This window comes from Candidatus Caccoplasma merdavium, from assembly GCA_018715595.1.
GTDB classification, from domain to species: Bacteria; Bacteroidota; Bacteroidia; order Bacteroidales; family UBA11471; genus Caccoplasma; species Caccoplasma merdavium.
This window is the reverse complement of the sequence record DVLI01000005.1, coordinates 22,592-43,917: the sequence shown is the minus strand read 5'-3', so window position 1 is coordinate 43,917 and position 21,326 is coordinate 22,592. Positions and strand designations below refer to the sequence as shown.

General features: G+C 54.2%; 18 protein-coding genes and 1 tRNA gene. 6 read left to right on the top strand and 13 right to left on the bottom strand.

Annotation, left to right across the window (positions count from 1 at the left end):
• Positions 1-74: 74 nt before the first annotated feature.
• From IAD09_01150 to IAD09_01125, 6 genes are all read right to left on the bottom strand, one after another.
• Positions 75-3,068: an LPS-assembly protein LptD gene (locus IAD09_01150; GenBank protein HIT80839.1), complete on the bottom strand. Its 2,994-nt coding sequence runs from the start codon at positions 3,066-3,068 to the stop codon at positions 75-77.
• 72 nt (positions 3,069-3,140) lie between these two features.
• Positions 3,141-3,689: an HD domain-containing protein gene (locus IAD09_01145; protein HIT80838.1), complete on the bottom strand. Its 549-nt coding sequence runs from the start codon at positions 3,687-3,689 to the stop codon at positions 3,141-3,143.
• A gap of 19 nt (positions 3,690-3,708) precedes the next feature.
• A complete protein-coding gene (locus IAD09_01140; protein HIT80837.1) occupies positions 3,709-4,728 on the bottom strand; it encodes a branched-chain amino acid aminotransferase in 1,020 nt (339 codons plus the stop codon).
• 173 nt (positions 4,729-4,901) lie between these two features.
• Positions 4,902-5,360, bottom strand: a complete 459-nt coding sequence (locus tag IAD09_01135) for an RNA-binding S4 domain-containing protein (GenBank protein HIT80836.1) — start codon at positions 5,358-5,360, stop codon at positions 4,902-4,904.
• Positions 5,361-5,364: 4 nt separating this feature from the next.
• Positions 5,365-5,928 (bottom strand): aminoacyl-tRNA hydrolase, encoded by a 564-nt coding sequence (locus tag IAD09_01130; GenBank protein HIT80835.1) that lies wholly within the window; start codon positions 5,926-5,928, stop codon positions 5,365-5,367.
• An 18-nt stretch (positions 5,929-5,946) separates the two neighbouring features.
• A complete protein-coding gene (locus IAD09_01125) occupies positions 5,947-6,591 on the bottom strand; it encodes a 50S ribosomal protein L25/general stress protein Ctc (GenBank protein HIT80834.1) in 645 nt (214 codons plus the stop codon).
• 404 nt (positions 6,592-6,995) lie between these two features.
• Here IAD09_01125 and IAD09_01120 point away from each other — a divergent pair.
• A tRNA-Arg gene (locus IAD09_01120) sits at positions 6,996-7,069 on the top strand.
• A gap of 198 nt (positions 7,070-7,267) precedes the next feature.
• Here the strand turns inward: IAD09_01120 and IAD09_01115 are convergent.
• Genes IAD09_01115 through IAD09_01100 form a run of 4 tightly spaced genes read right to left on the bottom strand, consistent with a single transcriptional unit; the run spans position 7,268 to position 10,521 of the window.
• Positions 7,268-8,002, bottom strand: coding sequence for an HAD family hydrolase (locus IAD09_01115; protein HIT80833.1), 735 nt, complete (start codon positions 8,000-8,002; stop codon positions 7,268-7,270).
• Positions 7,999-8,952, bottom strand: a complete 954-nt coding sequence (locus tag IAD09_01110; GenBank protein ID HIT80832.1) for a CDP-alcohol phosphatidyltransferase family protein — start codon at positions 8,950-8,952, stop codon at positions 7,999-8,001. The genes IAD09_01115 and IAD09_01110 overlap by 4 nt, the downstream gene beginning before the upstream one ends.
• A gap of 1 nt (position 8,953) precedes the next feature.
• Positions 8,954-9,808 (bottom strand): hypothetical protein, encoded by an 855-nt coding sequence (locus IAD09_01105; protein ID HIT80831.1) that lies wholly within the window; start codon positions 9,806-9,808, stop codon positions 8,954-8,956.
• Entirely contained in the window at positions 9,805-10,521 is a 717-nt protein-coding gene (locus IAD09_01100; protein HIT80830.1) for an NTP transferase domain-containing protein, read from the bottom strand. The genes IAD09_01105 and IAD09_01100 overlap by 4 nt, the downstream gene beginning before the upstream one ends.
• A gap of 317 nt (positions 10,522-10,838) precedes the next feature.
• Here IAD09_01100 and IAD09_01095 point away from each other — a divergent pair, with 317 nt between their 5' ends.
• The 3 genes from IAD09_01095 to IAD09_01085 all read left to right on the top strand — a co-directional run bounded on the left by IAD09_01095 (position 10,839) and on the right by IAD09_01085 (position 15,984).
• Positions 10,839-12,119 carry an acyloxyacyl hydrolase gene (locus IAD09_01095; protein ID HIT80829.1) on the top strand — a complete coding sequence of 427 codons (1,281 nt, stop codon included), beginning with the start codon at positions 10,839-10,841 and terminating at the stop codon, positions 12,117-12,119.
• Between the two features lie 231 nt (positions 12,120-12,350).
• The gene (locus tag IAD09_01090; protein ID HIT80828.1) at positions 12,351-13,658 is read left to right on the top strand and encodes an inositol-3-phosphate synthase; all 1,308 of its coding nucleotides are present in this window, start codon (positions 12,351-12,353) and stop codon (positions 13,656-13,658) included.
• A 256-nt stretch (positions 13,659-13,914) separates the two neighbouring features.
• Positions 13,915-15,984, top strand: a complete 2,070-nt coding sequence (locus IAD09_01085) for a GNAT family N-acetyltransferase (protein HIT80827.1) — start codon at positions 13,915-13,917, stop codon at positions 15,982-15,984.
• A 4-nt stretch (positions 15,985-15,988) separates the two neighbouring features.
• Here IAD09_01085 and lgt read toward each other — a convergent pair whose 3' ends face one another.
• Both lgt and IAD09_01075 read right to left on the bottom strand, forming a co-directional pair.
• Positions 15,989-16,855: a prolipoprotein diacylglyceryl transferase gene (gene lgt / locus IAD09_01080; protein HIT80826.1), complete on the bottom strand. Its 867-nt coding sequence runs from the start codon at positions 16,853-16,855 to the stop codon at positions 15,989-15,991.
• Positions 16,856-16,873: 18 nt separating this feature from the next.
• Positions 16,874-17,770, bottom strand: coding sequence for a diaminopimelate dehydrogenase (locus tag IAD09_01075; GenBank protein ID HIT80825.1), 897 nt, complete (start codon positions 17,768-17,770; stop codon positions 16,874-16,876).
• A 136-nt stretch (positions 17,771-17,906) separates the two neighbouring features.
• On the opposite strand from IAD09_01075, the gene IAD09_01070 reads away from it, so the two are divergent.
• Positions 17,907-18,317, top strand: coding sequence for a YjbQ family protein (locus IAD09_01070; protein HIT80824.1), 411 nt, complete (start codon positions 17,907-17,909; stop codon positions 18,315-18,317).
• Here the strand turns inward: IAD09_01070 and IAD09_01065 are convergent.
• Positions 18,311-18,952 carry a cytidylate kinase-like family protein gene (locus tag IAD09_01065; GenBank protein ID HIT80823.1) on the bottom strand — a complete coding sequence of 214 codons (642 nt, stop codon included), beginning with the start codon at positions 18,950-18,952 and terminating at the stop codon, positions 18,311-18,313. The two genes, IAD09_01070 and IAD09_01065, sit on opposite strands and share 7 nt — an antisense overlap.
• 260 nt (positions 18,953-19,212) lie before the next feature.
• Here IAD09_01065 and IAD09_01060 point away from each other — a divergent pair, with 260 nt between their 5' ends.
• Positions 19,213-21,285 carry a tetratricopeptide repeat protein gene (locus tag IAD09_01060; protein ID HIT80822.1) on the top strand — a complete coding sequence of 691 codons (2,073 nt, stop codon included), beginning with the start codon at positions 19,213-19,215 and terminating at the stop codon, positions 21,283-21,285.
• Positions 21,286-21,326: the final 41 nt, after the last annotated feature.

Sequence of the window (21,326 nt, the reverse complement as noted above, 5' to 3'; positions counted from 1 at the left end):
GCAAATGTAAAAATTTCTGTGCGAATATCGATGTTGCGGTGGCGCTTTTTTCGCGGGACGGTCGCAAAGTATCGTCAATACCAGTCGAGGGCGTCGTAGGAGTTGCCGCTCTTGTCGTATTTCAGGTCGCTGAGTATCGACGATTTTACGCGTATGCTGAAATTGTAGGACTTGAACGCACCCACGGGTATGAGGCTGGCACTCATCGACCAGCAGTGCATGTCGCGGGTGATGTTGCAGTTCATGTAAGCCAGGCGTTTGGTTACGAAGTTGTAGCTGGCCGAGAAGGAGAACGACCAGTTCTTGGTGGGCTGAATGTTGCCCGAAATACTCAGGTTCTGGTTGATGCGGCCGTCATATTCCATTTTCTCCTTGTTGAAGTTGCCGTAGCTGTAATTGATGGAGTAGTTGATCGACAAGCTCCACGGGACTTCCCACACCATATACCCGTCGCGCATCTTCATGGGTTCATCTTTCTCTTTCGACTCGTTATTCTCCGATTCGGTTATTTGGTCGGCGTTTGAGAGGATTTCATCTTCGGGGTTGATGGGTTCTTCCTCGTTTTGAGGCTGGTTCTTTTTATCTTTCCGTTGGAAAGTGCTGTTGTTGAAGGTGTAGGAAAACGAGGTGCCGGCACTCGACAGGCGGGCAAACCCTTTGCCGGCTTTCCAGCGCGGCACGTTGACTTTCACGGGTGAGCCGTTGGAACTGAGCTGGTAGGTGTAGGGGTCGAAGACGGCGCTCACTTGCAGGTTGAACTGCTTGGTGAGTTTGATGAGAAGTGATGTGTTGAGGTTGCTCCAATTGAGTGAGTCGGCCGCCATGTTGTAGCTCATGCTGGCCGAGAGATTTTCGATGAGGCTTACTTTGCGCACACCCGTAGTGTCTTTGTCGGTATTGACTTTCATTTCGAGGTTGTTGGCCACCGAGAGGCTCACCGAGCCGGTCTTGCCTCGACCGGGCACGCCGTAGGAACTGCCCGAGAAGGGTGAATAGTAGACCTCTTCGGGGGTGCCGTCGGAGTTGATGCGCATGTAGCGTTGCCAGTAACCATAGCGTGAAGCACCGAAGTCGGGGGCTCCCGAGAAACGCACGGTGGGGGTGAGGACGTGGCGTATCATGGGGATTTTCTTCCCGATGAAGGGCAACGGGCGGTAGTAACCGTAGAGTTTGGTCTGTGCGCTCACGCTGAACGAGTAGTTATATACGTTGTAAAAACCGTAGGTCGTATCTCTGACGACCGATGAGGTGCGCGGGTCCCAGGACTGCATGACGCGGTTGGTATACATGCGGTCGGTGAAGGAGAACGACGGGGTGATGTTGATATATTTGAATGCCGTGAACGTGGCCGATATCGGTATGTTGTGCTGCATGCCGTTGCTCCAATCCTTGATAAGATTCGATTTGAGGAACTGGTTTTGCTTGGTCTGTATCGAGTTCTTGAAGTTTCCCGAGTAGTTGAGGCTGATTTTCTCGTACCATTTCTCTTTTCCTACACGGTTTTTCCGTTTGAAGGGGTAAATGCGACTCATGTTGATGGTGAGGTTGGGGAAAGAGACGTTCAGGGTGGAGTCGGAGTTGCGTTGCGTCACGTTTGCCGTGAGGGCGAAGCTGAAAGGAGAGTTGGGTATGTTGTAGGAGAGGCTCACGGTCGAACTGGTCGTGTTGTTGGTGAAGGCCGTGGAGTTGCCGTAGTTGGTCAGGTTGTTGTGGCTGTAACCGCTGGTGGCAAAGTTCACGCTCGACGAGAAGGTGAGGTTGGGGTTGGCCTTGCGGTCTTGGGTGTGCGACCAGGTGAGCTTGAAGTTGGTCTGTTTCGAGTAGTCGGGCATTCCTTTGTCGCCCAGTATGGTGACGAGGTAGCTGATGAAGAAGTTGCCCGAGAATTTATACCGTTTTACATAGGCCGACTGGGCGTTGATGCCCCATGACCCTTTGGTGTAAATCTCCCCGGTAAGTGCCAGGTCGATGTAGTCGTTGATGGCGAAATAGTAGCCGCCGTCGCGCAGGTAAAACCCTCGGGCGCTTTCGTCTCCGAAGGTGGGCATGATGATACCCGAACTGTATTTCTCGGAAAAGGGAAAATATCCGAACGGTATGGCCAGCGGTAGCGGTACGCCGCCCAGCACCATGTAGGCGGGACCGGCCACGACGTCTTTCTTGGGTCGCATCTTGGCCTTGGTCAGTTGCAGGTAGAAGTGCGGGTGTTCGTGGTTGTCGCAAGTCGTGTATTTCCCGTCTTTGAGGAAGTAGGAGTCGTCGGGGTTCTTTTTGGTTTTGCCGCCCGTGAGGAATCCTTCGCCTTGTTGGGTGATGACGTTGGTGATGAATGCCTTCTGTGTGTCGAAGTTGTATTTCATCGTCGAGGTCTCATACTCGCCGCTGGGGTCTTTGAATATGGGTTTGCCCACGATGTCACCCACGGAGTCGGGACGCCCGGTCGCGAAAATCTGGCTGCTGTCCATGTCCATGTGCATCTCGTCGGCGGTAAGTTCCATCGTTTGATAGGTTACGACGCCGCCGCCGAAAAGGAATCCCATGTTGTTGCTGGTGAAGACGGCCGAGTCGTTGGCATGGTAGGTGATGACGTCTTCGAACGCCTCTTTGCGCGGTGCGCGGGCCGAGTCGGTGGCGGCCGTGTCGGGTGCCAGGGACGTGGTGTCGAGCCCGATGCCGGTCGTGTCGGCTACGAGGGAGAATGTCGAGTCGGAGGGGGTGCTTGCCCGGTTTGTGGTGTCGGAGATGAGGCCGCCGCGGGAAAGTGCCGAGCCTGCCGTGGCCGTGTCGACCGGTTCTTGCCGAAGGGGGCCGGTCGTTTGCAGGGCCGTGTCGACCGTCGCGGTCGAGTCGGCCAGTTCGCTTTTTTTGTCTTTTCTCCGTTTCCGTTCCTTGCCGACGCTTTCGGCGCTTGGCGCGTAGAGTGTGCTCAGGTAAGCGTGATAGGCTTCGATGTCATGACGGGATATGCCGCTGGTGCTCTCGTGACTATCTGTGGCAGCCGAGATGGCGGTAGAGAATAATCCGAGAAAGAAGAGTATGAGGTAGAAAATCTTATATTTCGGTGGCATTCACTTCTTGTGTGGGCAATCCGTCCGCAAAGATAGGCAATCTGCCCGACATTGGGGTGTCGGGCAGATGTTTTAATAATTTTTAGATGAGAAAGATAAGTCCCATTGCTCAAATCGTTTTACCGATGCCTCTCCGTATTTCGACAGGCTCCGTCTGATTTCTTCGGGTGTTTTTTCGCAGTCGGGTTCCGATTTGGTGTAAAATTTGTCGGCGTAGCAGATGATTTGTTCCTCGATGCTTATCGGCAACATGTCGCGATGGGGAATGGGCAGGTTTTCTCTGATGATGTCGTCGAGTGAGAGCCCTGCTCCCGTGTGCCGCTCGCACACCAAGGCATGTCGGGGTAACCCTTCGTTTTTGAGCAATTCGCTGCCCAACGAGCCGTGACAGATGTAGGGGCGGGTGCCGAAACAGGCGATGTCGGGGGCATGGGTGAGGTAGATGCCTATGTCGTGCAGCATGGCCGCTTCGTGGAGAAAGGTCTCGTCGGCATCAAGTTCCGGGTGCAAGCGGGCTATTTCTATTGCTTTCTCGGCTACTTTCCGGCTGTGCGTGACCAGTATGTCATAGAGCTTTGTGCCTTTGGTGTAGTATTTGTCGATGAGGGTAAACGGGTCCATTTCGGTGCGTTTTTTGTTTTTAGTCCAAGATGGTTACCCAGTTGTGCGTGTCGGGCTCGTCGCCATACTGGATTGCGCGCAGCTTGTTGTAGAGCTTGGTGCACACGGGGCCGGGCTTGCCGTCTTTGGCGATGACATACGATTTCTTGTTTTCGAGGTCGTCGATGCGCTCGATGGGGCTGATGACGGCGGCGGTTCCGCAGGCGCCGGCTTCTTCGAAGGTGGCCAGTTCTTCCTCGGGAACGGGACGACGTTCGACTTTCATGCCCAGGTCTTCGGCCAGCTGCATGAGGCTGCGGTTGGTGATGGAGGGCAGAATCGAGGTCGACAGCGGGGTGATGTAGGTGTTGTCTTTGATGCCGAAGAAGTTGGCCGCACCGCATTCGTCGATGTATTTTTTCTCTTTGGCGTCGAGGTAGAATTCGCAGGAGTAGCCCAAGTCATGCGCCATTTTGTTGGCACGCAAGCTGGCCGCGTAGTTGCCGCCGACTTTGTAGATGCCGGTGCCGAGAGGGGCCGAACGGTCGAACTCGCGAATGATGACGTAGGGGTTGGTGGCGAATCCGCCTTTGAAGTATGGCCCTACGGGGGTTACAAACACCACGAAGAGGTATTCGCTGGCGGGGTGTACTCCCACTTGGGCGCTGATGCCGATGAGCAGCGGTCGTATGTAGAGGGCGGCTCCGCTTTCGTAGGGCGGGATAAAGCGTTCGTTGGCTTTGACCACTTTCTTCACGGCGTTGACAAACAACTCGGTGGGCAATTCGGGCATGAGTATGCCGCGGCAGGTGCTTTGCAGACGCTCGGCGTTGGCTTCGGGACGGAAGATGCGTATCTTGCCGTCTTGGCCGCGATAGGCTTTCAGACCTTCAAAACCTTCTTGTCCGTAGTGGAGGCTTGTGGCGGCCATGTGCAGGTTGATGGTTTCTTCGGAGCAGAGTTCCAACTCGCCCCATGCCCCGTTGCGGTAGTAGCAGCGTACATTATAGTCGGTGCGCATGTATCCGAACGGAAGGTTCGACCAATCTATATCTTTCATGATGTTTTTATTTTTAGGGTTTTACTTATAGAGAGTCACAAAGGTAAAACTTTTTGCCAAAAATCGCTCTTTTTTTGCCTCTTTTTTGTGGTGATGTCTTATAATGTTTTGAGCCCCCTTGTCTTTTGGACCGGCTTGCCGGGAGCGATAACAACGAGAACGACCTCAACTTTTTAGGGGTTGAGGTCGTCCATGTCAAAATCGAAATCGAAGTCGTCGTTCTCTTCGGGCGAGGGACCGTAGTAGCATTCGTCGGTAAATTTTTTCAACTCGCGTCCGTCTCGCTTGGTGGGGCGACCTTCGCCTTTGGCCCGGTTGACAAAACCGCTGAGGCGTATCATCTCTATGAGTTCATATTGCTCGGGAGGTGTTACGTTTTCGAGGTATTGCGGCACCAGTTTGGCTCCCATGCGGTTTTCGGCCAGGTCCAGGACCTTGAAGGAGTAGGTGATGGGTGGCTTGCGTACCTCGATGATTTCGCCTATCTGCACCGGGCGTGACGGTTTGGCATTGGCACCGCCTATCGACACGCGCCCTTTTTTGCAGGCTTCGGTGGCGATGGTGCGGGTTTTGAAGATGCGGGTCGCCCACAGGAATTTGTCGAGCCTTATTTCTCCCTCTTTTTTCGGCATGGTGCTATTTGTTGTTGTAATGGTTCATGGCATTTTGTATGCCCGACAGGCAGAATTCCTTGATGATTTCGCCGGCACGTTCGAGCCGTTCGGGCAGTAGCTGTTCTTCTTCGGGCGGGAAGGTGCCCAAGACGAAGTCGACCTGTCCGCCACGGGGAAAGTCGTTGCCGATGCCAAAACGCAGGCGGGCGTAGGCGTCGGAGCCGAGGATTTGTTGTATGTGTTTCAGCCCGTTGTGCCCGGCGTCGCTTCCACGGGGTTTCAGGCGCAGGGTGCCGAACGGGAGGGCGAGGTCGTCGACTACGACAAGGAGGTTTTCGACGGGGATGTTCTCCTTTTGCAACCAATAGCGCACGGCGTTGCCGCTGAGGTTCATATAGGTCGAAGGTTTCAGCAGCGTAAGAATGTGGCCTTTGAGTCGCATTTGGGTCACGAAGCCATATCGCTTGTCTTCAAAAACGAGATTGGACGCCTTGGCTAAGGCGTCCAATACTCTGAAACCTATGTTGTGCCGGGTGGCAGCATATTCGTCTCCGATGTTGCCCAGGCCTACAATCAGGTATTTCATGCTGTCTTGTCCTTGTTATTAGGCTTTGGCAGCGGCACCACGGGCGGCGCGGGTCAGTTTCACTGCGCATACCACGGCGTTCTTGGCGTTCATGATTTCGAGACCGTCGAAGTGCAGGTCGCCCACTTGCATGGTTTTGCCCAAACCGAGGTTGTCGACATTGATGACCATTTTCTCGGGAATGGCGGTGTAAATGGCTTTTACTTTGAGCTTTCTCATTTCGAGGCTCAGTTTACCACCGGCTTTCACACCTTCGGAGTGACCTTCGAGGGCAACGGGAACTTCCATTACCACGGGTTTCTTCTCGGTAACTTCGAGGAAGTCCATGTGGAGGATTCTCTCTTCTACCGGGTGGAATTGTATGTCTTTGACGACAGCCATCACTTTCTTTTCACCGATGGTGAGTTCGACTACGAAGATTTCGGGGGTGAAGACCAGTTTGCGAACGGCGTTGGTCGAAACGGCAAAGTCGGTAACGATGAGACCTTGGTTGTTGCCGATTTCTACGATTTTCTCGCCTTCTTTCAGCGTGCCGGTGTAGGGGAGGTTAAATACTTCTCCGCCATTGAGTACGGCAGGAATGAGGTCGTTTTTGCGCAAGGCTTTTACAGCCTTTTTGCCCAAGTCGGTTCTGGGGGTTCCTACTAATTGGAATGTTTTCATTTTGTTTGGTTTTTGTGTTACTCAAAATTAAGATTATAAGCTTCTTAATTTCCCATCGCACGGAATACTTAAAAAAGCACCGCAAAGGTAGGTGTTTTTTTTGGTATCTCCAACAGTTTTCTCGCTGAATATCGGCGGTTTTCTTTATTTGCTCCCTTTGGGGGCGGAAGTGTGCCGTCTTGGTGCTCCTGCTTTTGCCGGCAGGAACGGGGTGTGGCAGCCCCGGTCGTCGGCGCGGATTGTCGCGTGGAAACCGATGCCCTTTTCTGCCCTGCCGAAAAACCGGAGACTTGCACGCCCGTGTGGCGGCTTTGTCAAAAAAACGAATGCGGATTTGGTGTTTACAATATAATCACTTACCTTTGCAACGCTTTTTTAGGGTTATGCATTCTGAAAGAGTGGCCGGTCGGGTAGCTCAGCTGGATAGAGCAACAGCCTTCTAAGCTGTGGGTCGAGGGTTCGAATCCCTCCTCGATCACCTTGAAAGGAGACAGCCAAGGGTTGTCTCCTTTTTTTGTTTTCTCATCTTTGACTTGTTTTTTTGCGGGGTGGATTCCCGCCCCGGCTGCCGCCACGTTTGAGAATGGGTGGGGGTGATTCTTCTTGCCGGCTTCCTGTGTTGTATTTCTGAGGGAAGATTTGTCGCACGGCGTATGGCCATTTCCCCGGCGGGTGGTCACCTTGCGTCGGGCCGGTTCTGCAACACGTCGGCGAGCTCGCCCAGGTCGCCGATGATGTGGGGCGCCGTGCGGTGGGCATCGTTCTCGTCCCAACCGCGTCCTTTGAGCCAAATCGGAGTAATACCCAGCGCGAGAGCGGGAGCGATGTCGTTTTTGTAGCTGTCGCCCACGACGACAACCTCGGACGGGGCGAGATGCAAGGTGTCGAGTGCGAGTGCGAAGATGGCCGGGTCGGGTTTGCGCACGCCGACCCGGGCCGATTCGATGACCGCTTCGAAGCACTCGGTCAAGTTGAAATCGGCCAGTACCGCCTGCAAGTTGCCGTAGAAATTCGAGACCAGCGCCAGCCGGTAACCGGTTTGCAGTTTTCGCAGGAGTTCGGCTGCCCGGCGGGTGTTTTCAAGGGCCGATTCATAACAGTGCCAGGCGATGCCGGCGATGCGTGTGCGGGTCGCGGGCTCATCGGGTAGAAAACCGTGGGCGATGCCGTATGCACATTCGAGGTCGAGCTTTTTTTGCAACACGATGTCGAATGTGTCTTGGTCGGAGATGACGGGACGGGCGGCCAGTTGGCGTTCGCCTTGCACATACATCTCTCTGAATGCCGCCTCGTCGAGTGTAAAACCGGCATCGCGGTATGCCTCTTGCAATACGATGCCCCAGTGAGTGCCGTTGGTGTCGAGTGTCCCCCCGAAGTCGAAAAGAATCCCTTTGACGGTTGTGCCATTCATATCGTTTCTCCTTTTTCTATTTTGGCAATGAATTCCTTGCAAATGCGTTCGTGGCGCCAAATCATATACCCCAGTATGAGATTCATGACCGTGAGTTCGAAAAGAAAATAGTAGAGCGGCTTGTTGAGCAGCATGACGGCAAAGAGGACAAAGATGCGGGTGTTGAAGGAGAGAATGTTGGTGTACTTCATCAGCGGCTTGCTCTTCTGCCGGAATGCCTCGCGCAACGGCAGGGGCCACTCGTCGCCGTAGCGGCTGTCGAGCAGCCGGCGGAGTCGTTGCAGGGCGGGGGTGGAACGCTCTTGTTCGCGGGTGTACCTCCAATAAGAAAGTGCCGAAAGTTTGGCAAAGAGATGGGGAAACCACGGCGTGTTGCGGTAGGTGACGGCGAGTTGGACCGATTCGTCCCATTCGCTTTGCGCTTTTCCTTTGAGGATAAAGAGATGGAAGTTGCGGTAATAGTCGGCCATTGCCGCCTGTTTGGCGTGGAACACGCCGGTAATCACGCCCAGCGGCCAAGAAAAGATGCCCCAGTCTGTTTCGACGGAGATGCGGTAGGCCACCGAGACGTATATGGCAATGAACCAGATGTCGCCGCACATGCCGTCGAGGAAACGACCCAGTCGCGAGTATTGGCCGGTCATGCGGGCCAGCTGGCCGTCGGCGCTGTCGAGTGAGTTGGCCAGGACAATCAAGGCGATGGCCCACAGGGTGAGGGAGAGCGTCCCAAACCCCAACAAGATGCCGCCGGCGGTTCCCAGAATGATGGCCACGATGGTTACCGCGTTGGGGACGATGCCCAGCCGGCGGCAAAGCAGTGCCCACACATAACCGATGGGGCGATAGAAAATCAGGTCGAACGTCTCTTCGGTATCGCGCGATTTCAGTGTCGATGCCAGTGAGGGGCGTTTCCGGGGAGAGGCCGGGGTGTTGGTTGGTTGGGCAGACATGTTAGCGAGTGAAATTTTTTATGATGGCCCGGCCGATGTGCGCTACCGCCTCGTGGAGGCAGGGCGAGAAACTCGGCCAGTCGTTTATGTCGACAAGATATACCGACCCGTCGGGTGAGACGATGGCGTCTCCGCCATAGATGCAGAGACCCAGGAGCCGGGCGGCATGAGAAGCGATGTCGCGCAAAGCCTCTTCTTCAAACGGGATTCGGGTCGTCGTCCCGTTGATGCGTTCGTTGCCGAATTTGTCGAGGCCCTTGCTTGTGGGATAGCACCAGTAGAAAAACGGTTCACCCTCCACGCCGTAGAATTTTATGACATCGCCCGGCAGATGGCGGTTCACGATTACTTGGCCGATGCCTCGGGCGGCGAAGGAGGCGAGCAGGCGCCGGGCGGCGTCGGCGGTCGGGGCAAACCCGATGTCTTCGGGGTGTGTCGTGTGGGCGTCGCTTCGTTTCAGCCAGCACGACTCCATTCCCTTTTGGCGCAAACGCTCTTCGATGGAGCCGGTGGTATCGATGATGAAGCTGTCGGGATAAGGAATGCCGTTTTGCAGCAAGATACTGGTGAGACGGTCGCGGCGGCAGTTCCTGATACTGGGTGTCGTGTTTATGACCGAGGCGTGGTTGTCTTCCAGTTCTTTGAGACGGTCGAGCGTTTCACACCCTCGGGCCATGTGGAAGATGTATGGCCGGTCGTCACGGCTCGTCAGGAAAGACTCCTCGGTAAAAAGCTCGACCTGCCACCCTTCCTCTCGCAGGTATTCGGCTGTGAGGACAAAAACGGCGGCATCGTGGCATTCACGATTGGGAGAGAATCGGCTTGCCCGGCTTATGCCGGCACAGGAATGGTTCATGGCGTAGGACGTTTGTGGGTGAGGAGAAACGATTCGGCCTTGGTGATGTCGGCTGCATGGTCGATGTCGATGATGCAGGAAAAAGGGTGTGCTTTTACACGCAAGCCGGCCGAGAGGAGGGCCCTTTGGAAGTTGCGCATGCGCGACATGCCTGTTGCGATACCTTGCCGCAATACCGGCACCACAGCTTGGGTGAACGCATAGATGCCTCCCGAGACATAAAGACTGTTGCCGGTATGCGTGTCGTTGAATGCTCTGATGCGCATTTCTTCATCGGTCTTGACATAGAGGGGCTTTTCGTCGTCGATAAAGTCGGTTACGGCCATATAGGCGTCGAGCGACGTGTCGTTGCAAAAGGTGCCGATATATCGGGAAAATTCTTCTTCGTCGAAAACGGGGTCGACCGTTGTGAGGCAGAAACGGTCGGCGGTGATGCCTGCGGCCAGTTCGTGGAAACTGTGCATCGAACTGGGCGTGTTTTTTATGAGGAGGCGTATCGGATACCGGTCTTGGAGCCCCTCGACGTGGCGGCGCACTTCGTCGCGTTCTTCATTGATAATGATGTGTATGCGCGATGCCCCGTTTGCGGCGAATATTCGACACAGGCGGTCGAGCAGGGGCTCGCCGCATACCGGTACCAGCGGTTTGGGCCAAGCGACCCCTTCTTGGGCGAGACGCGACCCTTCTCCGGCCGCTATGATGGCATATTCCATTCTGTTGTTGTTCCCGATTTCTGTTTTGCCGACAAAACGTGTCAGGGATTATAATGATTGTTGTACAATGTATTTGAGGCACTTCCCGATGAGTGACGTGGAGGGGCTCCGGTTATCGGCATACAAAATTAGATAAATTCGTCGGAATAATCCAATAAATTATTCAGATTGCCGAATTTGAGAACAAATCTCCGGCCAATAAAAAAAATAAGGTATATTTGTCCCTATTTCACCGGAATGAGGGAGAAACAGGCTCCGGCGCGAAAGCATTTGCGCTTTTGGCGTGCCGCACACGTTTTTGTTCCGAAGAGTTTATTATGCGGAGAATAGGGACTTTTGTCATTGCCATGCTTCTTGTGGCTCACGGCCTGCAAGCCGAGGAAATGCAAGAAAAGAGGTCGCGGCTGTCGTATGGAGCCTCGGCCGGCTGGGTCTATCTCCTGGGTGTGGATAAATACGCCCGTGAATTGATAAAATCGCCTCATGGGGCTGTGTATAATGTGTATGGAGCCTATCGGGCCTTGCTGTCAGACAGCAGCCGGTATGATATGGCGTTTGGCTATCCCACCATCAGGGGCGGATTGATGCTGGTCGATTACAGCCGGGTGCGTCTGCACATGGACAATCGGCACACGCCTTATGATTCGGAGCTCGGTTACATGGTGGCGGCTTATGCCGCTTTCAAGCGCGACGTGGTGCGCGCGTCGCGTTTTACGCTGGCTTATTCGTTCGAGAACGGATTGGGCTTTTGCACGCGACCCTACAATCCGGCCGATAATGTCGATAACGAAATAATCGGTTCGCCGTTGTCGATATATTTCGGCTTTGGCGTGCAGGCGCGCATGCGGGTGGCTCCGTCGTGTGAAGTCTTTGTCGAGGGAGAGTTCAAGCATTTCTCCAATGGCGCGCTGGACCGTCCCAACAAGGGAGCCAACACGGTGGGCCTGTCGGCCGGCGTGCGTTATTATCCGGCCGGCGACCAGCCGAAATTGCCAGTTCGGAACAAATTCCAAAGAGCCTACGGGAAGAATTTTTATTGTGACCTTTCGGTGGGTTGGGCGGCCAAGTCATTTCTCGACGAGTGGTTCCTGTATTACTATTTGCTTTCGCCCGAAGATGCTCGTTACCGAACGGCCGATTATCCGATATATTCGGCCCTGTCAGTGTCCGTGGCACCCATGTTTCGCTATCGCTTGAAATTTGCTTCGGGCATCGGTGTCGACTATATGTATGTGCCCTATGCCGAGCAACTTAAAAGGATAAACGAGGAGAAGTCGATGCCGGGTCTGCTGTATAGCCCCCATTCCTTGGGCGTTTCGCTGCGGCATGAGGTATTCTACAAGCATCTTTCACTCTATTTCAGTTTGGGGTATTATCTGTTCCGTCAGATGGGAAAAGTCCCCGACGAAGCGGACGAGTCGCGGTATGGCATGACCGAGAAAGAGACCCCTTATTATGAAACCATCGGTTTGCGATTCTATATCCCGCGGCTCGAATGGCTCTATATAGGATATCATGTAAAAGCCCATCTTTCAAAAGCCGACTGCATGGTCCTGAATGTGGGGGTTCGATTGGGGAAAATGAAGAATTGGCGTTAATATCCTTTCTGTTTTTGGAGGAGGGCGAACAAAGCTGTTGAAAAATGTGTTTTGTAGATATTGGTCGTTTTGTCGCAGCCGCTGCTCGTTTTATCGCAATGTATCGGGTATTCTCTTTAAGCCTCAGAAAAGAACTGCATAAAACTCTTTTTTTGCAAAAAAAGAGCTATCTTTGCCTCGCAATTATTTGCGGGAAAAAATAGAAAAAAGAAAAAGTATATTTATAAGAAAATGGAAAAAATGAATGTAAAACCGGCAGACGGTAAATTGGGCGTTTTGTGTGTAGGCTTGGGCGCTGTTGCCACAACGTTTATCACAGGAGTGTTGATGGTTCGTAAAGGTTTGGCAAAACCCGTTGGATCGATGACCCAATATGATAAAATCCGTGTAGGTCGCGGTGCCGAGAAAAAGTATCTTCATTATAATGAAATTGTGCCTATGGCACAGTTGTCCGACATTGTTTTCGGTGCTTGGGACGTATATCCCGCCAATGCCTATGAGTCGGCCATCAATGCCGAGGTGTTGAAAGAAAAAGACATCAATCCGGTAAAAGACGAGTTGGAAAAAATCGTTCCGATGAAAGCGGCTTTCGATCGCGACTATGCAAAACGCCTCGATGGTGACAATGTGAAAAACTGTGCCACCCGTTGGGAAATGGTAGAGCAGTTGCGTGAAGACATTCGCAAATTCAAGGCCGAAAACAACTGCTCGCGTATTGTCGTGCTGTGGGCGGCTTCGACCGAGATTTATGTGCCCTACGATGAGAACGTGCATGATACCTTGGCTCATCTCGAAAAGGCCATGAAAGACGACGACCGCAAACACATTGCTCCCTCGATGTGCTATGCCTATGCCGCTTTGGCCGAAGGTGCTCCCTTCATCATGGGTGCTCCCAACACGACGGTCGATATTCCTGCCATGTGGGAGATGGCCGAGAAGACCAAGATGCCCATTGCAGGTAAAGACTTCAAGACGGGGCAGACCCTTGTGAAATCGGGATTCGCTCCCATCATCGGCACCCGTTGCCTAGGCCTCTCGGGTTGGTTCTCGACCAACATTCTCGGCAACCGCGACGGTCTCGTGCTCGATGAGCCGGCCAACTTCCACACCAAGGAGGTGAGCAAGCTCTCTACCCTTGAATCGATTCTCGTTCCCGAAAATCAGCCCGACCTCTATACCGATTATTATCACAAGGTGCGCATCAACTACTATCCTCCGCGCAACGATAACAAGGAGGGCTGGGACAATATCGACATCTTCGGTTGGATGGGTTATCCCATGCAGATAAAAATCAATTTCCTCTGCCGTGACTCCATCTTGGCCGCACCCCTCTGCCTCGACCTCGTCTTGTTGAGCGACCTCGCTGCTCGTGCCGGCCGTTACGGGACACAACGTTTCCTGAGTTTCTTCCTCAAAAGCCCGATGCACGACTATACGCAGGGTGAGGTTCCCGTCAATCACCTCTTCCAGCAATATGTCATGCTCAAAAATGCCCTTCGCGAAATGGGTGGTTACGAGGCTGACGAAGAAATCGATTGATTCCGAGCATACATTATTATATAATGGCAAGGGTTGCCCGTCGAGGGGCAACCCTTGCTTTTTGCGGGTATCTTCATCGGCTGCCGGTAAGCACGGAAGTCCGCCGGGAAGGTTGTCGACCCTTTCCGTCGCATCTTGGAACGGGAGAATTGACCCTGCGTTCCGGCCGGCGTAAAGAAAAATCGGCATCGAAAAACCCGTGACGAGCACGTCGAATGCAAAAACCATGTATCTTCGCAGTTGTTGTTTTTTGTATATGGAAATACCGTTTCGTCCCATCACGCTCAATGCCCGTTCCGAAATCATGTGTTATACGCTTTCGGGACCTTATCGTAATTGCGACTTCGCTTTTGCCAACATGTACAGTTGGCAGTTTCTTTACCGGAGCGAGTATGCCGTTGTCGAGGATACCTTGTTCATTCGTTTCTATCTCGACGGTCGTCGGCCGGCCTACATGATTCCCCGTGGCACCCGGCCCTTGCGGGAGAGTATCGCTTTGTTGCGAGCCGATGCTTCGGCATTGGGGCATACGTTGTGCCTGTTGGGTATTTCAGAAGAAGGCCGTGCGGCCATAGACGATGCCTGTCCCGGGGAATTCCGTTTTGTGGTCGAGCGCGATTATGCCGATTATATTTATTTGCGGGAGGAGTTGGCCGCGCTTTCGGGAAAACGTTTCCAGCCCAAACGCAATCACATCAACCAGTTTCTCAAAAAATATCCCGATTACCGCTATTTGCCTTTGACGAGCGAGCTTGTCGCGGAATGTCTGCGTTTTGAAGACGAGTGGTTGGCGAGTCAGACCGGCTCGGGCGAAGACCTTTCGTTCGAACGTCAGGCAATAACCCGGGCTTTGACCCGTTTCGACGACTTGGAACTTTCCGGCGGAACGCTTTGGGTGGGTGGCCGCTTGGTGGCTTTCACCTACGGCTCCCCCATTACCGACGATACTTTCGGCGTGCATGTCGAAAAGGCCGACGCTTCGTTCGAGGGCGCTTATGCCATGATCAATCGCGAGTTTGCCCGTACCTTACCGGTCGCCTATCGTTATGTCAACCGGGAAGAAGACCTTGGCATTCCCGGTTTGCGTCAAGCCAAGCTCTCATATCACCCGTTCCGTCTGCAAGAGAAGATGGCTGCCATCTGTTGGCATGCCCGACAAGGAACTCCGCCCGAGGCACTCCCCCTCGAAGCGCGGGTGGCCGATGGCTCTGCTCCGCTGTCGTTGCGCCGGGCTACCGATGCCGACCGCCCGGCGGTAATGGATTTGTGGCAGACCTGTTTTCACGACGACCCCCGTTTCCTCCGACTCTTCTTCGACAGGAAGTTCTCGCCCGAGAGGAGCTACCTTGTCGTGCGAGGAGACAAGCTCTGTTCGGCATTGCATCATCTGCCCTATATGCTCTCCTTGTGGGGCGGGGAAGAACCTCTCTCTTATTGGGCCGGCTTGTCGACCGTCCCCGGGGAACGCGGCCGAGGTCTCATGGCGACCCTCATGACCCATGCCTTTTCGTTGTTGGGGCGGCGCGGCTTCCCGCTGGTCGCACTCATTCCGGCCGAGGCGTCGTTATATGATTACTATGCGCGGTTTGGTTTTGAGACGACGTTTTTCCGCCGGCATTATCGTTATGTGGTGGGAGGGGAGCTCTCCTGCAACGGATCCGGGCTCACGGCCGTCGGCCATGACATGGCGCAGTTGAGCCGTGATTGGGCTTGCCTCACGGCAGCCATTCCCTGCCGGGTGCTGCACGATGCCGACGATTTTGCCGTGATTTGTGCCGATGCCCGCTTGGCCGGCGGAGAGGTGTGGCAGGCCCGGCGACCCGATGCGACCCTTTGTGCTCTTGCCGTTGCCGTCCCGCGTGATGCGGCCTTGCATTTGCTCGAAGTGTGTGCACTCGACGCTCCTTCGCTGGCACAAATGCTCATGGCTCTCGCTGCCCGGTACGGCGTGCGGGAAATCTCGTTTTCCCTGCCCGAAGGCGCGGGCGTTGAGGATTCCCTTGCCGGCTTGCTTCCCGGGCTCGTGTGTGAATCGGCCGTGAGATGCCCGTCGGGCATGGTGCGCATTGTCGATGCCGGACGATTGCTCGGCTCTTATGCCACGGCCTGTCCCGGGCGCTCTTTCACCCTCAGGTTGCGTGACGGGCTTTTGCCCTCGAACGCCGGGGTCTATACCATAAAAGAGGGGCGCTCTTGCAAGCAGCCCCTCTCTGTGGCACGGGATACCGTGTGTGATTATGATTTCGACATTCGGACGTTCACCCGATGGTTGTTGGTCGAAGGCGTCACGCCGGCACCTTATCTGTCGCTGATGCTCAGCGAATAGAAAATTATTGTTTCTTCTTCCGGTCATGGGGGCCTTCAATGCGTCCCGATACCTCGGGGCGTATCAATGCCCTGATGACGAGCCATATTCCTGCAATGACGAATGGTATGCTCAACCATTGGCCCATGTTGAGGACCATGTCGGCCTCGAAGGCTTCCTGGTCGTTCTTTACAAACTCGATGAAGAAGCGGCTGAGGAAGACGCCGATGAAGAATATGCCCAGTATCAGCCCCGGACGGTCACCGGCACGGCGTTTCCAGTAGAGATACATAAGCAATCCGAAAACGGCGAGATAGCACAGCGCCTCGTATATCTGCGTCGGGTGCGACGGGTCGGTGAAGACCGGTTGTGCGCCGTAAGTGTGCCAGGCTCCCACGTTCTCGATAAAGCGGAAACCCCAGGGCAGGTCGGTTACATGACCGTAGATTTCATGGTTCATGAGGTTGCCCATGCGTATGAGGGCACCCACCAGGGCGGTGGGTATGGCCAAGCGGTCTACGGCCCAGAGCATGCCGCGGTGTGTCACCCTGCGGGAGAAGATATAGAGGGCGATGAGGATACCGATGGTTCCTCCGTGGCTGGCCAGCCCGCCTTCCCATATTTTGAGAATGTCGAGCGGGTGTGCCGAGTAGTACTCCCAACCGTAGAAGATGCAGTGCCCCAACCGGGCACCGACAATGGTGGCCACGATGGTGTAGATAAAAGCCTTGTCGCACCACCCTGCCGGGGCATTGTCGTGCTTGTAGATGCGTTCTTCGATGGCGTAACCCACCAGGAATCCGATGGCGAAGAACAGGCCGTACCAGCGCACTTCGCGTCCGAAGATGGAGAATATCGCCGGGTCGGCCGTCCAGGTTATGGCGTCAATCAACATGATGCAAGATGTCGGTTAAACCAGGTGCTTGATGAGGTCTTCACGCTCTCCGTGGAGCATGTCGATGACGGGAATCTCTATCATCGTGTAGCAGCCCGGTTGTTGGCGGAACGACGCACGGGCCACGCCCACCAATATCTGAGCCGTAAGGGCGGGGTTGTTGATTTTCATGTTAAATTCCAAAATCTGGTTTTGGGTTTTGCCCGAGACGCCTTTGCGTATCATGTGCACGCCGTGACCCATGTCGAGCAGGTCATTGACGCACTCGACTTGCATCACATGCGTCTCGTCGTTGACAAAGTAGGGGTCGGTTTTGATGGCTTGTGCCACTTCTTCAAATTTATAGCCCTCTTTCAATTCGATATATACCATGCGGCGGTGGATACCCGTGCCGAGGGGAATGGTCATGGAGAGGGCGGCTTTTACCCCTTCAACGGCTTTTACGGCGACGGTGTGACCCATGCTCATGCCCGGGCCGAAGTTGGTGTAGGTAACCCCTTTGGGCGCTGCGGCCTGCATGAGGGTGCGCACAATCGAGTCGCTTCCCGGATCCCAACCGGCGGCCGTGATGGCTACGGTGTCGTGCTTTTTGCAGATGGCGTCAAGTCGGCTGCGCAGACCGGCGATTTGCGTGTGTATGTCGAAGCTGTCGACCGTGTGAATGCCGCGGGCAAGAATCTTTTCGGCATACTCTTCGACTTTGCGGGTGGGGGTGCACAGCACGGCGACGTCGATATCTTGCAGTGCTTCGATGTCCGAAACGACAGGATAGGATTTCAATTCGTCGGGAACGTTGGTGGCGTCTCGGCGCACGATGCCGGCGATTTCAAAGTCGGGGGCGGCTTGCAGGGCGTCGAGGACATACTTTCCGATATTGCCATAACCTACGATGGCAGCTCTCATTCTTTTCATTTTGTTATACTTTTATCGTTAATAGGTTAAAAATGTCTTCATTTTTGCCGCAAAGGTAGCATTTTTTATTTGCATGAAGACTATTTCGATACTAAAAACTTATTTATATCTTTGTGGAAACATAAAACATGCAAGCATGATACGCCAGCATCTCATCGTCCTCCCGGCTCGTTGTCGGGGGTACCATCTGATTACCTCTTCTATATCGAAGGCTTTGGGCGAATTGCCCGAGGCCGGATTGCTCCATCTTTTCATTCAGCACACTTCGGCGGCACTGACTATAAACGAAAATGCCGACCCTTCGGTGCGGACCGATTTCGAGTCGGCCCTGAATCGCCTTGTGCCCGAGGGAGAAGCCTATTACACCCACACGCTCGAAGGGTGCGATGACATGCCGGCACATATCAAGTGCTCGCTTATCGGTCCGTCGCTGACGATACCTGTGCGTGACGGCCGGTTGGCCCTTGGAACGTGGCAGGGCATTTACCTGTGTGAGTTCCGCGACTATGGCGGCGACCGGCGTATATTGGCTACCTTGTATTATTGACGAGGCAGAAGGACGCCGTACCTGTCGATAAGGGAGAGGCGTTTCTCGACAAACTCTTTTATCATGCGGGCGGTATCTTCGGTTCCCAAAAGCGAAGAGTCGACCGAGAGATTGTATGACGAAGCTACTCCCCATTCCTTGTCGGAGTAGAAGTTGTAGTAGCTGGCACGTCGTTTGTCGGTCTTGTTTGCCTTTTCTATCGCCTCTTTTTCCGATAACGCTTCATGTTTTTGAATGCGGGCCACGCGGTCGCTCATGGAGGCGTGTATGAAAATCGAAATGCAACGCGGATTTTCCCTTAGAATGTAATCGGCGCACCGACCCACGATGACGCAAGAGTGCTTGCGGGCGATGTTTTGTATCACATCGGCCTGCAACTTGAAAATGGTCTCGTTGCATAGCGTGTTCCCGTAATTGAATGATGAGAGTCCCAACATGGCATGGTAGAAGCCTGTCGGCGTCGTCTCGTCGGCTTTCTCGAAGTAGTGCGTGTCGATGCCGCTCTCCCGGGCGGCTTCCTGCATCAACTCCTTGTCGTAGTAACCGATGTTCATCATGCGGGAAAGGAGCCGTCCTATCTCCCGGCCTCCGCTGCCGAACTGCCGGCCGATGGTTATGATAAAGTTCTCGTTCATGGTTATAGCCGTTTTTTCAACCACAAATATACGACCTTTCTCTGTAAGCCGGTAGAGGTGAACGGGTAAAAAACAGAAAAGAGATATTAAAAATCTTGTCATTACCCGGTCTTGACCCGGTAGGGGGAATCTGTTCCCGTTGTCCGTTCCCCGAAAGCCATAAAAACTGTTATTCTCTGATTGTTTTGTCGGAAATTATGTACATTTGTGCCTTATTGCGATGAAATGTTGCAATATGACATAAAAACAGCCCCAACATCATGCGCCGATTCATACTTTTGTTTTTGTTGTTCATGTCAGCTTTCCGGCCGACTGTGGCGCAGCTCAATACCGAGCGTATTACCTACATCGGGCGCAATGCACTCTATTTCGAAGATTATGTGCTGGCCATTCAATATTTCAACCGCGTCATACAGGTGAAACCCTATTTGGCCGAACCCTATTTCTACCGTTCGGTCGCCAAGCTGAGCCTCGAAGATTTCAGCGGTGCCGAAGAAGATGCCACCGAAGCCATCGAGCGGAATCCGTTCATTGTCGATGCCTATCAGGTGCGCGGTATCGCCCGGCAGAACAGCGGTGATTACCAGGGAGCCATAGCCGATTATGAAGCGGGTTTGCGCTATGCGCCCGAAAACCGGCAGATGTTGCTCAATAAGGCCATCGCCGAGGTGCAGTCGGAGCAATATGCCCGGGCCGACAGCTCTTTCTCCCGCCTCATCGCGCTGCACCCGTCTTATTATAACGCCTATGTGAGCCGGGGACAGTACCATATCCTGCGGGGCGATACGCTGGCCGCCCTGACCGACCTCGACAAGGCCATCGGGGTCGACAAGAACCGGGCGCAAGCCTATGCCCAACGCGGAGTGCTCACGGCACTCTATCGCAACGATTACGATGCGGCACTGGCCGACATCGACCGTGCGTTGCGCCTCGAACCCAACACCCCCTCGCACTACATCAACCGAGCACTCATACGTTATTACCGCGAGGATTTGCGCGGTGCCATGGACGATTACGACAAGGTCATTTCGCTCGACCCGACCAATCTCATTGCCCGTTACAACCGGGGACTGCTCTCGTTGACGGTCGGTGCCAAGAACGATGCCCTTTCCGATTTTAATTATTACCTCCAACGGGAACCCGACAACCTTATGGCTCGTTACAATCGCGCCATTCTTCTGAGCGACTTGGGCGAATATCGCGCGGCGGTCGGTGATTTCGATGCCGTGCTCGAAGCCTATCCCGATTTTTACCAGGGATTCTATGCCCGTTCCGAGGCCAAAAGGCTGTCGGGCGACGCGTCGGGCGGGAAAAAAGATTACGACCACGCCATGGCTCTCTATGAAGCGTCGAAAAAATCGGGCGTGGCCGTCACGGATACGACAAAGGCCAGCCAAAACGATGCCGACGGAAAAGTGCGTAAGGAGTCGGACCGCAACATCAACAAGTTCGACCGCCTTTTGGTGGCCGACAACACCGCCGGCGTAGAGCAAGAGTATGCCAGCCACATTCGCGGCCGCATACAAGACCGCATGCAGAAAGTCGAAATTTCTCCGCAGTTTGCGCTCACCTATTATGAGAAGAACGACGGCGTTCGACGCAACGTCGCCTATGTGCCCGAGTTGGCCGAGCTCAACCGCTCCCGTCTTTTTGCCAAACGGTTGCTTCTCTCCAATGCCTCACAGCCGCTCGATTCCTTGCAAGCCGCTTCGCACTTTACGTCGGTGGCCGACTATTCGCGTCTCATCGCCATCAATCCGTCCAATCCCGTGCCCTTCTTCGGACGGGCCATCGACTTCATGCTCCTGCAAGACTTCGACAATGCCTTGGCCGACCTTGACCGCGTGGTGACGTTGAGTCCCGATTTCATGTTTGCCTATTTCCTGCGTGCCTACGTCCGTTGCAAGCAGATTGATTACCAGCTTTCGACGACCACGACCGAGACCATCGGTTCCTATTCCATCTCATCGACCCCCGGTGTCGTCACCCAACCGAGCAAGCTCGCCGACCTCGGCCTCGTGCGGGAGCCCTCCACGGTCGAGTATGAAATGGTCCTGCACGACTACGACATGGCCATAGCTCTGGCACCCCGCTTTGCCTATACCTACTATAACCGGGCCAATGTGCGGTGCGGCCGTCAAGACTTCAAGGCCGCCCTTGCCGATTACACGGCCGCCATAGAGCGCAATCCCGATTTTGCCGAAGCCTATTACAACCGTGGGCTGGTGTATATCTATCTCGGTCGGAACGATGAAGGTATTGCCGATCTCAGCAAGGCCGGCGAGCTGGGCATCGTTGCCGCTTACAACGTCATCAAGCGGCTTAGCGACTAAAAGACCTTTTACATTATTTTTATCTTTAATAATTACATGTG